We start from the raw sequence: 12824 nt of genomic DNA on the forward strand, positions 1-12824 counted from the left end.
AGGCTTGCCCGCTCCACCCTGCCACGGAAACCAGCCGCAGTTGAGGGCGCACATGACGACGGCGCCGGCGCCCCCTCACGCGGGGGCACCGGCGCCGTGACCGCGGGGCCGTGCGGCTCGTCAGCCCTTCTTCTTCGCCTGGGCGCCGCCCTCCCGGTCCAGGGACAGGCTGTCCTTGGCGACGGTCTCGTCGAGGGTCTTGAGGGTGTCGTCGACACTCAGGGTGCCGAGGCGGTCCCCGACGGCGTGCGACGGGGTGACCGCCGCGACGACGAAGCCGGTGGCGAGGGAGGCGATGGCGAGCATGCTGCGCTTCTTCATGCCCGACTCAACTGCCGGACCCGCTCCGGGGTCACGCGTCCGCGTGCGACCGGGCGAAGCGGACTTCACGCGGAGTGGCCGCCCCGGTCGGCTCCCCACGTCCCGGGCCCGCCGCCGCGCCACTCGATCAGCCCCGTGGCCGCCACGTACGCGGCGTCCGCGTCCTCGATCCCGGCTCGCCGCAGGAACTCCGCCACGTCGAGCGGCCCGTAGGCGATGCCGAGGAACTGGTCGTCCACACGCACCCGCCGGCCGCCGTCCGCGGCGGGCGGGTAGACCACGACGGGCTTCTCGGACGCCATGGCACCAGAGTGCGCGGGGACGGCACCGGCCGCTCGCCGGGATGGGCCGTTCAGCCCGCCCTCCGCGACTGCCGCAGGGACGGGTGAGGCCGCCGGTGCCGGGATCACCGGCGGCTCCGTGCCGTCGGGCTCAGGCGCCCACGTAGGCCGCCAGGTGCTCCCCGGTCAGGGTGGAGCGGGCCTCGACGAGGTCGGCCGGGGTGCCCTCGAAGACGATCCGGCCGCCGTCGTGGCCGGCGCCGGGACCGAGGTCGATGATCCAGTCGGCGTGCGCCATGGCCGCCTGGTGGTGCTCGATCACGATGACCGACTTTCCGGAGTCGACGAGCCGGTCGAGCAGGCCGAGCAGCTGCTCCACGTCCGCCAGGTGCAGGCCGGTGGTCGGCTCGTCGAGGACGTACACGCCGCCCCTCTCGCCCATGTGCGTGGCCAGCTTGAGCCGCTGCCGCTCGCCGCCGGACAGCGTGGTGAGCGGCTGCCCGAGGGTGAGGTAGCCGAGCCCGACGTCCGCGAGCCGCTCCAGGATCCGGTGCGCGGCCGGGGTGCGGGCCTCACCGCCGCCGAAGAACTCCTCGGCCTCGGTCACCGGCATCGCCAGCACCTCGCTGATGTCGCGGCCGCCGAGGCGGTACTCCAGCACCGACGCCTCGAACCGCCGGCCCTCGCATTCCTCGCAGGGCGTGGCGACGCTCTGCATGATCGCCAGGTCGGTGTAGATGACACCGGCGCCGTTGCAGGTGGGGCAGGCGCCCTCGGAGTTGGCGCTGAACAGCGCCGGCTTCACCCCGTTGGCCTTGGCGAAGGCCTTGCGGATCGGGTCGGCCAGCCCGGTGTACGTCGCCGGGTTGCTGCGCCGGGAGCCGCGGATCGGGGTCTGGTCGATCGCCACCACGCCCTCGGCCCCGGCCTGCCGGGCCATCGAGCCGTGCACGAGCGAGCTCTTGCCGGAGCCGGCCACGCCGGTCACGACGGTGAGGACGCCGAGCGGGATGTCGACGTCGACGTCGTGCAGGTTGTTCGCCGAGGCACCCCGGACCTCCAGCGCGCCGGTGGGCTTGCGGACCGCCGCCTTGATCTTGGCCCGGTCGTCGAGGTGGCGGCCGGTGACGGTGTCGCTGCCGCGCAGCCCCTCCAGGGTTCCCTCGAAGCAGACGGTGCCGCCCGCCGTGCCGGCCCCGGGGCCGAGGTCCACGACGTGGTCGGCGATGGCGATCGTCTCCGGCTTGTGCTCCACGACCAGCACGGTGTTGCCCTTGTCGCGCAGGCGCAGGAGCAGGTTGTTCATCCGCTGGATGTCATGCGGGTGCAGGCCGATGGACGGCTCGTCGAAGACGTAGGTGACGTCGGTGAGCGAGGAGCCGAGGTGGCGGATCATCTTGGTGCGCTGGGCCTCGCCGCCGGAGAGCGTGCCCGAGGACCGGTCGAGCGAGAGGTAGCCGAGGCCGATCTCCACGAACGAGTCCAGGGTGTGCTGGAGCTTGGCCAGCAGGGGCGCCACCGACGGCTCGTCCAGCCCCCGGACCCACTCCGCCAGGTCGCGGATCTCCATCGCGCAGGCGTCGGCGATGGAGATCTTGCCGATCTTCGAGGAGCGCGCGAGTTCACTGAGCCGGGTGCCGTCGCACTCGGGGCAGCGGGTGAAGGTGACCGCCCGGTCCACGAAGGCCCGGATGTGCGGCTGCATCGACTCGCGGTCCTTGGAGAGGAAGGTCTTCTGGATCTTCGGGATCAGCCCCTCGTAGGTGAGGTTGACGCCGTTGATCTTCACCTTGGTCGGCTCGCGGTACAGGAAGTCGTGCCGCTCCTTCTTGGTGTATTTCCGGATCGGCTTGTCCTTGTCGAAGAAGCCCGACTCGGCGATGACGCGCACCACCCAGCCGCCCCCGGTGTAGGTGGGGATCGTGAACGGGTCCTCCGAGAGCGACTTGGAGTCGTCGTAGAGCTGGGTGAGGTCGATGTCGGAGACGGTGCCCCGGCCCTCGCAGTGCGTGCACATGCCGCCGGTGCGGCTGAAGGACACCTTCTCGGTCCTGGTCTTGTCGGCACCGCGGTCCACCGTGAACCCACCGCTCGCTGAGACCGAGGCGGTGTTGAAGGAGAAGGCGCCGGGCGGGCCGATGTGGGGCGTGCCGAGCCGGCTGAAGAGGATCCGCAGCATGGCGTTGGCATCGGTGGCGGTGCCGACGGTGGAGCGGGGATCGGAGCCCATGCGCTGCTGGTCGACGGCGATCGCGGTCGTCAGTCCGTCCAGCACGTCGACCTCGGGCCGGGCCAGGTTCGGCATGAACCCCTGGAGGAAGGCGCTGTAGGTCTCATTGATCAGCCGCTGCGACTCCGCCGCGATCGTGTCGAACACCAGCGAGCTCTTGCCCGACCCGGAGACGCCGGTGAACACCGTGAGCCGGCGCTTGGGGATCTCGATGCTGACGTCCCTGAGGTTGTTCTCGCGCGCGCCGTGCACGCGGATCACGTCATGGCTGTCGGCAACGTGCGGCCCGGGCGACTGTCTGTCCGTCGTCGTGGCCTTGCTCATGGTGTCTCCATCTGCCGGGCGGCGCTGCCGCGTTCGGGCGGTCTCGGGCCCCGCGCCGGTCCCGGGGGCCGGCGCGGGGGGTGCGGGAGCCGGAGCCACTGCGTGGCCGTACGGGCTCGCGCGGGATGACGCGTCGTTCTGTGGGGCTGTTACGGCGCCTTGAGCTGCTGGATGCGGACCATGTTGCCCGCGGGGTCGCGGAAGGCGCAGTCGCGGACACCGTAGGGCTGGTCCACGGGCTCCTGGACCACCTCGGCGTCGCCCGCCTGCACCCGCTCGAAGGTGCCGTCGACGTCGGTGGTGGCCAGGACGATGCTGGCGTAGGTGCCCTTGGCCATCATCTCGGTGATGGTGCGGCGCTCGTCGTCGGTGATGCCGGGGTCGGCGGCCGGCGGGTGCAGCACGATGTTCGTGCCGGGCTGGCCGACGGGGCCGACCGTGATCCAGCGCATGCCCTCGTATCCGACGTCGTTCCTGACTTCGAAGCCGAGGGTGTCGCGGTAGAACGCCAGGGCGGCGTCCGGGTCGTCGTGCGGGAGGAAGCTGGCGTGAATGTGGAGGTCCATGGCCATCACGCTAGTTTCGGCTCGCGGCGGGCGCTTCTCGATTCCTGATCGGTCTGGTCACCTGCTTCGCCACGCACGACGGAATGCCGGCCGTCGCGCGCGCCGCCTCGCGCCGGTAGGCACTGGGCGGCATGCCGACCAGCTCGGTGAACCGGGTGCTGAAGGTGCCCAGCGACGCGCAGCCGACCTCGAAGCAGACCTCGGTGACGCTGAGGTCGCCCCGGCGCAGCAGCGCCATGGCGCGCTCGATGCGCCGGGTCATGAGGTAGCTGTACGGCGACTCCCCGTACGCCTGCCGGAACTCGCGGCTCAGGTGCCCCGCCGACATGTGCACGCCCCGGGCGAGCGCCTCGACGTCCAGAGGCTTCGCGTACTCCCGGTCGATCCGGTCCTTGACACGGCGCAGTCGGGCGAGGTCACGCAGGTGCTGTGCCGAGGCGGGTCTGCTGCTCACAAGCGCGATCGTGCCACATCGCACGCACGTGCGGCTGATTTCCGGCTATACGGACCGAACCGGTCCGTATAGCCCGGGGTCACCGCCGGTCCCCGCACCGGCCCGCGGCACGCCATCGCAGGCTGAACGTTCCTGCCCGATCGGCCGGCCCCGACTCACACCCCGGCCACCGCCGTGTCCGTCCGCTCCGCCAGCGCTGCCGCCGCCGCGCCCACCAGCCCGGCGTCGGTGCCCATCTGCGCCGGTGCCACCGTCAGGTTCCTGACGAAGGACAGCGTCGCGTAGGTGCTCAGCGCCTTGCGCAGGGGATCGAAGAGGACGTCGCCCGCCTTGCCCACTCCCCCGCCGATCACGGCGATGTCGATCTCCACGAGCGTCGCGGTGGCGGCGATCCCGGCGGCCAGAGCCTGGGCGGCTCGCTCGAAGGAGGCGACGGCGACCGGGTCGCCCGAGCGGGCGGCGGCGGCCACCGCGGCGGCCGACGTGTCCCCGTCGGGGCCGGGCCGCCAGCCGTTCTCCAGGGCGCGCCGGGCGATGTTGGGACCGCTCGCGATGCGCTCCACGCAGCCGTGCGAGCCGCACGGGCACAGATCGCCGTCGAGGTCCACGCTGATGTGGCCGATGTGGCCCGCGTTGCCGGTGGGGCCGGGGTGCAGCCGGCCGCCGAGCACGAGCCCGCCGCCGACGCCGGTGGAGACGACCATGCACAGCGCGTTGTCATGACCACGGGCGGCGCCCTGCCAGTGTTCGGCCGCCGTGATCGCCACACCGTCGCCGATCAGCTCGACGGGCAGGTTGCCCGCGGCGGCCCGCACCCGGGCGACGAGCGGGAAGTCGCGCCAGCCGGGCACGTTCACCGGGCTCACCGTGCCCGCCAAGGCGTCCACGGGCCCGGAGCTGCCGATCCCCACCGCCGTGGCACGCCCCCACAGCGGCGACGCGGTGAGCTCGGCCAGCACCTCCTCCACGGCCCGCATCACGGTGTCGCCGTCCTCCCGGGCGGGCGTCGGCCGCTGGGCGCGGACCAGGATCCGGCCGTGGCCGTCCACCAGAGCGCCGGCGATCTTGGTGCCGCCGATGTCGAGCGCGGCCACGAGGTCGGTGTGCATCAGTGTCGGATCTCCCCGTCGGGCATGAGAAAAACGCCGAGATTGGCCATCAAGCAGGGCACGCAGCGGTCCGGTCCCGCGAGGGTGCGCGGGGCCGGAGATTGCGGTGGACAGTCTCTCCCGAGCCTGACAACGTTGTCCAGGCTCTATGCTCGACGCCACATCCTCATACAAACCCAGGATCGACGCACCCCCGTGGACGACAGGACAGGACTGGACACCGTGGCCCCTACTTCCCTCCGATCCGCAACGCGCTACGGCACCCGGCCGACCATGAAGGACGTAGCGGCACGCGCCGGAGTGGGCCTCAAGACGGTCTCCCGCGTCGTGAACGGGGAACCGGGGGTCACCCCGGAGACGGAGCGGCGGGTCCAGGAAGCGATCGACGCCCTCGGCTTCCGCCGCAACGACAGCGCGCGGGTGCTGCGCAAGGGCCGCACTGCGAGCATCGGCCTGGTCCTGGAAGACCTGGCTGACCCGTTCTACGGACCGCTGAGCCGGTCGGTGGAGGAGGTGGCCCGTGCGCACGGCGCCCTGCTGATCAACGGCTCCAGCGCCGAGGACCCCGAGCGCGAGCAGGAGCTGGTGCTGGCCCTGTGCGCGCGGCGGGTGGACGGGCTGGTGGTGATCCCGGCCGGGGACGACCACCGCTATCTGGAGCCCGAGCTCAAGGCGGGCGTCGCCACGGTGTTCGTGGACCGGCCCGCGGGGCACATCGACGCCGACGTGGTCCTGTCGGACAACTACGGCGGCGCCCGCGGCGGCGTCGCCCACCTCATCGCGCACGGCCACCGCCGGATCGGCTTCATCGGCGACATGCCCCGCATCCACACGGCCGCCGAGCGGCTGCGCGGCTACCGGGCCGCGATGGAGGACGCGGGCATACCCGTGGCGGGCTCCTGGATGTCCCTCGGCGTCACCGACCCCGAGCGGGTGCGCAGAGCGGCCGAGGACATGCTGACCGGCCCCGACCCGGTCACGGCGATCTTCGCCGGCAACAACCGGGTGACGGTCACCGTGATCCGCGTCCTCGCCGAGCAGGCCCGCCGTGTCGCCCTGGTCGGCTTCGACGACATCGAGCTCGCCGACCTGCTCCAGCCGGGCGTCACCGTCGTGGCCCAGGACGCGGCGGACATCGGGCGCACCGCGGCGGAACGTCTCTTCCGGCAGCTGGACGGCACACTCGTCAACCCCGAGCGCATCGAGCTGCCGACCCGGCTGATCACCCGCGGCTCGGGCGAGTTCCCCCCGGCGGACTGAGCGGCCGATGGACGACGCCACCGATCGCACACTGCGAGCCCTGGGTCTGCACGAGGCGCCTCGCGAGCACCCGCTGCTGTATCCGGGCGCGTGGCCCGCGGATTCCGGGCTCCTCGACGGGGACCGTTTCCTGCCCCTGGAGCGGCTGGTGTACGACGACCGCACGCCGGTCGTCGCCATCGGCTCCAACGGCTGCCCGGGACAGCTCAGGCACAAGATGACGGAGTGCGGGGTCGCGTCGCCGCTGCCGATGGTCAAGGCCCGGGTGACGGGCGTCGACGCCGGCGTCTCGGCGCACGTGAGCCGCATGGGATACGTGTCGGCCTCGCCGGTCGGCGCCCCGGACACCGTGCGGGAGCTGTTCGTCCTGTGGCTCGACGCCGAGCAGCTCGCGGTGATCGACGCGAGCGAGGGCGTGCCGTCGCCGGGCGGCAATTTCGACCGGGCCTGGCTGCCGTCGCCCGACGTCCGGATCGACCTCGCGGACGGCACGCGCCTGCCCGGGGCGTACGCCTACGTCAACCGGCACGGTGTCCTTCACGACGGCACGGGCACGCCGCGCACGCACCCGGGTGAGCGGGAGCTGCTGACGGAGCTGCTCGTCGGGCTGCCGCGGCTGCGGGAGCTGTTCGGTGTCGTGCCCGAGGAGTTCTGCGCGCGGGCCCGCGGGGACCGGCGGCTGTGCGAGCGGGGCACCCGGCTGTTCATCGAGGAGAAGCTGGTGACGGCCTCCGGTCTCGAACGGTACGTGGCCGCCTCGGCACGGGCTCAGCAGAACGGGAGCCCGGGGACCGGCGCGTCGTTGTCACCGCCCTTGATGTAGACGTCGCTGACCCAGACGTCGGTGTTGCCGCTGTCGTCGTCGGTCTTCGCCCACCAGATGTTGGTCCACTCCCCGGAGGTCTCGCGGCGCCCCAGGTTCTGCTGGCAGTAGAAGTAGTTGGTGCCCGCGTTGAGGATGCCCACCTTGGTGCCGGAGGCGGTGTAGGAGTCGGCGGTCTTCCAGACGTGGCAGTTGTACTTGCCGCCGCCGATGGGGTGGCAGACCGGGGCCGGTGTGGTGGGAGTGCCGGAGGGGGTGCCGTCCGGCGTCTCCTGCCCGGTGGCGCCTTCGGTGTCGCCGCCGGTGGACTTCGCGGGGGCGGTGGAGGTCGCCCGGCCGGTGGGCTCGGGGTCCTTCTCGGCGCCGGGCTTCCCGGACGGGGCCCTGCCCTTGTCGTCGCCCTGCCGCGTGGCCCTCGGGGCGTTCGAGCCGTCGTCCGCGCCGCCGGGCTCGGAGGACCCGGCGTCCGCGCGGGCGGCGTCGGTCCGCGCGCCGGTCTCCTTGCCGCCGGAGTCGCTCATCAGGGCGATCGTGGTGCCGGCAGCGGCGAGGACGACGGTGACGGCCGCGGCGGCGAGCAGGACGCGTGCCGTGCGGCGGGGCGGGGCCGGGTCGGTGTTCACCGGGGCGGTGGCGGCGGAGGCACCGGAGGCGGTGCTGCCGGGCTCGGCCGGACCGAAGCCCTGCGAGCCGGGGCCCGGCGGCGGGGCATGACCGGGTCCGGGGTCCTGCGGCGTCGGGTGGCCGGGAGCGGTGGCCCCAGGCCCGCCGTCACCCGCGGTTCCCGCCGTCCCTGCGGCTCCGAAAGCGGCTGCCGTGCCGAAGCCCGGAGTGTTCGTGCCCTCGTGGGGGACGGCGGCGCCCTGCTGCGGGGGCCCGAACCCGGGCGGCACCGACGGGACGCTGCGTTCCGTCTCCGCGTGCGGGGGCGGGACCGCGGGGCCTCGCAGAGAAGAGGTCGGCGTGTCCGTGCCGCCCGTGTCCGCGACCGCCTGGAGCAGTTCGCGGGCCTCGTCGGCCTCCGGGCGGGACTCGGGGCGCTTGTCCATCAGCCGCTGGAGGACGGGCGCGAGGGAGCCCGCGCGGCGGGGTTCCGGCAGCGGCTCGGTGACGATCGCGGTGAGCGTGGAGAACGTGGACGTGCGGCGGAAGGGCGAGGAGCCTTCGACGGCCGCGTACAGCGTGGCGCCCAGCGCCCAGATGTCGGAGGCGGGGCCGGGATCGGCGCCCTGCGCGCGTTCGGGGGCGAGGTAGTCGAGGGAACCGACGAGTTCGCCGCTGCGGGTGAGGTGCGTGGCCGAACCGTCGCCGGGATCGTCCATCGTGGCGATGCCGAAGTCGGTGAGGACGACCCGGCCCGAGCGGTCGAGCAGAATGTTGCCCGGCTTCACGTCCCGGTGCAGGACGCCGGCGAGGTGGGCGGCGGCCAGGGCGTCCATGACCTTCGCGCCGATGCCGGCGACCTCGCCCGGGTCCAGCGTGCCGCGCTCACGCAGGACGTCGTCCAGGGACGGCCCGTCGACCAGTTCCATGACGATGATCGGGCGGCCGTCGACCTGGGCGATGTCGTGCACGGAGATGACGCCGGGGTGGCGCACCCGGGCCGCCGCACGCGCCTCGCGCCGCATCCGCAGCTGCAGAGCCTCCAGTTCGGGACCGGCCGCGTCGGTGTAGGTGCGCAGTTCCTTGACCGCGACCTCACGCCCGAGGACCTCGTCGACGGCCTTCCAGACGACGCCCATGCCACCGCGCCCCAGCGCCGCCGTGACGCGATAGCGGCCGGCCAGCAGCCGTCCGGTCCCGTCCGCCTGTCCGTGCTCCCCCGTTGACACCGCTGCCCCGTTCCTGTGACCCCGCCGACTGCGCCGGCGGCCTACACCGCCTGTGCGTGGCGTACAGACTACGGGGCTGCGGTGACGGCGACGGCCGCCGGTGACGGCTGTGACAGGGCCGGTACGCGCCGGCCGGCACGTCGTGCGGACGGTGTCAGGCGGACGCCGTCAGGTCACCGCGCCGGGGTGCCGCGAAGGACTCCAGGTCCGCCCGGGTCAGGCCGGCCAGGCGGGCGACCTCGCCGTTGTCCAGGGCGCCGCAGTCCAGGCCGCGCAGCAGGTAGCCGCTGAGGGCCTTGGCGGTGGCGGGTTCGTCCATGACGTCGCCGCCGGTGCGGTTGGCGTAGCGGGACAGGCGGGTGGCGGCCTGCTCGAAGCCCTCGCGGTAGAAGGCGAAGACGGCCGCGTAACGGGTGGGGATGTGGCCGGGGTGCATGTCCCAGCCCTGGTAGTAGGCGCGGGCCAGGGCGCGGCGGGTGAGGCCGTAGTGCAGGCGCCAGGCGTCGTGGACCCTGGCGGTCGGACCGACCGGCAGGACGTTCGTGGAGCCGTCGGAGACGCGTACGCCGGTGCCGGCCGCCGCGACCTGCATGACGGCCTTGGCGTGGTCGGCGGCGGGGTGGTCACTGGCCTGGTGGGCGGCGGAGACGCCGAGGCAGGCGCTGTAGTCGAAGGTGCCGTAGTGCAGGCCGGTGGCGCGGCCCTCGGCGGCCTGGATCATGCGGGCGACGGTGGCGGTGCCGTCGGCGGCGAGGATGGACTGGCTGGTCTCGATCTGGATCTCGAAGCCGATCCGGCCGGGTTCGAGACCGTGGGTCTTCTCGAAGGCGTCCAGCAGCCGGGCCATGGCGGTGACCTGCTCGGGGTACGTGACCTTGGGCAGGGTGAGCACGAGCCCGCCGGGCAGGCCGCCGGCCTCCATCAGGCCGGTGAGGAAGATGTCGAGGGTGCGGATGCCCCGGGCGCGGACGGGCGCTTCCATGCACTTCATGCGGATGCCCATGTACGGGGCGGCGGTGCCTCCCCCAGCCTCCGGCCGGGAGGTGCCCCCAGCGTAGGCCTCGGCGACGATCCGGGCGGCGCGGGCGGCGGCCTCGTCCTCCTCGGCGTCGGGGCGGTTGCCGTAGCCGTCCTCGAAGTCGACGCGCAGGTCCTCGATCGGCTCGCGTTCCAGCTTGGCGCGCACGCGCGCGTACACGGGCTCGGCGAGTTCCTCGGAGAAGCCGAGGACGGCGGCGAAGGACGCGGCGTCCGGGGCGTGTTCGTCGAGGGCCGCCAGGGCGCGGTCGCCCCAGGAGCGGACGGTGTCGGCGGCGAAGGCGTCGCCGGGTACGTAGACGGTGTGGACGGGCTGGCGGGTGCCGGGGTCCCCGGGGTAGCGGCGCTCCAGCTCCGCGTCGACCGGCGCGAGGGAGGCACTGATCTCCTCGCTGACGGCGCCCGCGAGGCTCGTCGCCACCTTCTCCTGCTGGCCCTGACCCATTCCGAGACCCTCCTGTTTTCCGCTGTACGGAATCAACAATCCGTAGAGCGAAGTTATCGGCCGACCTTCGGCCTGGTCAACACCATCCTGAAGTGGAATTCTCCATGCCTCCTGCTTGATCACTGCCGATCGGCCCTCTTCTTCCGTACTCAGAAGGCAAGCTTCATCCTGACGTGCAAGGGGAGGGAGACCACGTGTCGAACGAGGTCGGAGTGACGCGCCGCCACGGGCTCAAGGCGGCGGCCGCCGCCGCCATCGCGGGGCCGCTGCTCACCACCGCGGGCCCCACACAGCCCGCTTCCGCCGGCGAGCACCCGGGTGCCCTGAACGTCATGACGTTCAACGTCCGCTTCGGGACCGTCGTCGACAGGACACCGCGCTGGGACGTGCGCCGACCGGTGATGCGAGAACTGCTGCGCCGCGAGCTGCCGCACCTCATCGGCACCCAGGAAGGGCTCTACCGGCAAGTGCGCGCGATCGAGAAGGATCTCGGCGGGCACTACGACTGGATCGGCACCGGACGCGGGGGCGGCAGCAAGGACGAGTTCATGGCGGTCTTCTACGACACGCGCAGACTCGAGCCGCTCGAGTTCGATCACTTCTGGCTGTCCGACACTCCGCACACGATCGCCTCGAACACCTGGGGCGCGGACTGGCTGCGCATGGTGACCTGGGTCCGTTTCGCCGATCTCGCCCGCGACGGACGGGAGTTCTACGTCCTCAACACCCACCTGGACAGCGTCAGCCAGTACGCCCGGGAACGCTCGGCGGGGCTCATCGGCGAGACCATCGCCGGGTGGGACCGGTCGTCACCGGTCATCGTCACCGGCGACTTCAACGCGGCCGCCCACGACAACCGGGTGTACGACCTCATGCTGGACATCGGACTGGTGGACGCCTGGGACGCGGCGGCCTCGCGGGGTCCGGCGTACGGGACGCACCACGGCTACCGGGCGCTCAGGCCCGGCGGGCGGCGTATCGACTGGATCCTGACCACGCCCGGGGTGACCACGCACTGGGCCGGGATGAATACCTTCAGCATGGACGGGACGTATCCGAGCGACCATCTGCCGGTGCAGGCCTCGATGACCCTGGGATGAGAAGAGGCCCCCGTGACCGCTCGCGCGGTCACGGGGGCCTCTCACAGCCGGGGGTCGATCAGCCCTTGCGGGTCTTGATCTCCTCGGTCAGGGCCGGGACGACGTCGAAGAGGTCGCCGACGACGCCGTAGTCGACGAGGTCGAAGATCGGGGCCTCGGCGTCCTTGTTGATCGCCACGATCGTCTTCGAGGTCTGCATGCCGGCGCGGTGCTGGATCGCGCCGGAGATGCCGTTGGCGATGTACAGCTGCGGCGAGACGGACTTGCCGGTCTGGCCGACCTGGTTGGTGTGCGGGTACCAGCCGGCGTCCACCGCGGCACGCGAGGCACCGACGGCCGCGCCGAGCGAGTCGGCGAGGGCCTCGATGATCGCGAAGTTCTCCGCGCCGTTGACGCCACGGCCACCGGAGACCACGATCGCGGCCTCGGTCAGCTCCGGACGGCCCGTCGACTCACGCGGCGTACGGCCGGTGACCTTGGTGCCGGTGGCCTGCGCGGAGAAGGTCACCGACAGCGCCTCGACAGCACCGGCGGCCGGGGCGGCCTCCACGGCGGCGCTGTTGGGCTTGACCGTGATGACCGGGGTGCCCTTGGAGACACGGGACTTGGTGGTGAAGGACGCGGCGAACACCGACTGCGTGGCCACGGGGCCCTCGTCGCCGGCCTCCAGGTCGACGGCGTCGGTGATGATGCCGGAGCCGATGCGCAGCGCCAGACGGGCGGCGATCTCCTTGCCCTCGGCGGAGGACGGGACCAGCACGGCGGCCGGGGACACGGCCTCGTGCGCGGCCTGGAGGGCGTCCACCTTCGGTACGACCAGGTAGTCGGCGTACTCGGCGGCCTCGTGCGTGAGGACCTTGACCGCGCCGTGCTCGGCGAGCGCGGCGGCGGTGTCACCGGCGCCGTTGCCCAGCGCGACGGCGACCGGCTCGCCGATGCGGCGGGCGAGGGTCAGCAGCTCCAGGGTGGGCTTGCGGACGGCACCGTCCACGTGGTCGACGTAGACGAGAACTTCAGCCATGGGACTTCTTCTCTCCTGCT

The 12824-nt window shown here is 72.5% G+C and carries 12 protein-coding genes; 3 read left to right on the forward strand and 9 right to left on the reverse strand.

The genetic code is table 11. The features are described from left to right. Positions 1-120: 120 nt before the first annotated feature. The 6 genes from HNR57_RS22880 to HNR57_RS22905 all read right to left on the reverse strand — a co-directional run bounded on the left by HNR57_RS22880 (position 121) and on the right by HNR57_RS22905 (position 5285). Entirely contained in the window at positions 121-321 is a 201-nt protein-coding gene (locus tag HNR57_RS22880; RefSeq protein ID WP_184562312.1) for a hypothetical protein, read from the reverse strand. 65 nt (positions 322-386) lie between these two features. Continuing rightward, on the reverse strand, positions 387-623 hold the full coding sequence (locus tag HNR57_RS22885) for a hypothetical protein (RefSeq protein WP_184562314.1): 237 nt from the start codon (positions 621-623) through the stop codon (positions 387-389). Between the two features lie 130 nt (positions 624-753). After that, complete coding sequence (locus HNR57_RS22890; RefSeq protein WP_184562316.1) at positions 754-3156, reverse strand: ATP-binding cassette domain-containing protein; 2403 nt, start codon at positions 3154-3156, stop codon at positions 754-756. Positions 3157-3305: 149 nt separating this feature from the next. After that, positions 3306-3722 (reverse strand): VOC family protein, encoded by a 417-nt coding sequence (locus HNR57_RS22895; protein ID WP_033307495.1) that lies wholly within the window; start codon positions 3720-3722, stop codon positions 3306-3308. A 10-nt stretch (positions 3723-3732) separates the two neighbouring features. Beyond that, positions 3733-4176: a helix-turn-helix transcriptional regulator gene (locus HNR57_RS22900; protein ID WP_184562318.1), complete on the reverse strand. Its 444-nt coding sequence runs from the start codon at positions 4174-4176 to the stop codon at positions 3733-3735. 155 nt (positions 4177-4331) lie between these two features. Further along, positions 4332-5285 (reverse strand): ROK family protein, encoded by a 954-nt coding sequence (locus HNR57_RS22905; RefSeq protein WP_184562320.1) that lies wholly within the window; start codon positions 5283-5285, stop codon positions 4332-4334. Between the two features lie 195 nt (positions 5286-5480). Between HNR57_RS22905 and HNR57_RS22910 the strand changes: the two genes are divergently transcribed. Next, positions 5481-6545 carry a LacI family DNA-binding transcriptional regulator gene (locus HNR57_RS22910; RefSeq protein ID WP_376772275.1) on the forward strand — a complete coding sequence of 355 codons (1065 nt, stop codon included), beginning with the start codon at positions 5481-5483 and terminating at the stop codon, positions 6543-6545. A gap of 7 nt (positions 6546-6552) precedes the next feature. Beyond that, positions 6553-7368: a hypothetical protein gene (locus HNR57_RS22915; RefSeq protein ID WP_184562324.1), complete on the forward strand. Its 816-nt coding sequence runs from the start codon at positions 6553-6555 to the stop codon at positions 7366-7368. On the opposite strand, the gene HNR57_RS22920 is transcribed toward HNR57_RS22915, so the two are convergent. Then, positions 7314-9200, reverse strand: a complete 1887-nt coding sequence (locus tag HNR57_RS22920) for a serine/threonine-protein kinase (protein WP_184562326.1) — start codon at positions 9198-9200, stop codon at positions 7314-7316. The two genes, HNR57_RS22915 and HNR57_RS22920, sit on opposite strands and share 55 nt — an antisense overlap. A 154-nt stretch (positions 9201-9354) precedes the next feature. Next, positions 9355-10683, reverse strand: coding sequence for a DUF6986 family protein (locus tag HNR57_RS22925; protein WP_184562329.1), 1329 nt, complete (start codon positions 10681-10683; stop codon positions 9355-9357). Positions 10684-10877: 194 nt separating this feature from the next. On the opposite strand from HNR57_RS22925, the gene HNR57_RS22930 reads away from it, so the two are divergent. Continuing rightward, positions 10878-11783, forward strand: a complete 906-nt coding sequence (locus tag HNR57_RS22930; RefSeq protein ID WP_184562331.1) for an endonuclease/exonuclease/phosphatase family protein — start codon at positions 10878-10880, stop codon at positions 11781-11783. Between the two features lie 58 nt (positions 11784-11841). On the opposite strand, the gene HNR57_RS22935 is transcribed toward HNR57_RS22930, so the two are convergent. Continuing rightward, positions 11842-12804, reverse strand: coding sequence for an electron transfer flavoprotein subunit alpha/FixB family protein (locus HNR57_RS22935; RefSeq protein WP_184562333.1), 963 nt, complete (start codon positions 12802-12804; stop codon positions 11842-11844). Positions 12805-12824 lie beyond the last annotated feature (20 nt).

Origin of the sequence: Streptomyces paradoxus, assembly GCF_014202475.1 — a bacterium.
Lineage (GTDB): Bacteria > Actinomycetota > Actinomycetes > Streptomycetales > Streptomycetaceae > Streptomyces > Streptomyces paradoxus.

Coding starts and splice junctions, on each gene's coding strand:
- HNR57_RS22880 (WP_184562312.1), bottom strand. CDS start 321: ATGAAGAAGCGCAGCATGCTCGCCATCGCCTCCCTCGCCACCGGCTTC.
- HNR57_RS22885 (WP_184562314.1), bottom strand. CDS start 623: ATGGCGTCCGAGAAGCCCGTCGTGGTCTACCCGCCCGCCGCGGACGGC.
- HNR57_RS22890 (WP_184562316.1), bottom strand. CDS start 3,156: ATGAGCAAGGCCACGACGACGGACAGACAGTCGCCCGGGCCGCACGTT.
- HNR57_RS22895 (WP_033307495.1), bottom strand. CDS start 3,722: ATGGACCTCCACATTCACGCCAGCTTCCTCCCGCACGACGACCCGGAC.
- HNR57_RS22905 (WP_184562320.1), bottom strand. CDS start 5,285: ATGCACACCGACCTCGTGGCCGCGCTCGACATCGGCGGCACCAAGATC.
- HNR57_RS22915 (WP_184562324.1), top strand. CDS start 6,553: ATGGACGACGCCACCGATCGCACACTGCGAGCCCTGGGTCTGCACGAG.
- HNR57_RS22925 (WP_184562329.1), bottom strand. CDS start 10,683: ATGGGTCAGGGCCAGCAGGAGAAGGTGGCGACGAGCCTCGCGGGCGCC.
- HNR57_RS22935 (WP_184562333.1), bottom strand. CDS start 12,804: ATGGCTGAAGTTCTCGTCTACGTCGACCACGTGGACGGTGCCGTCCGC.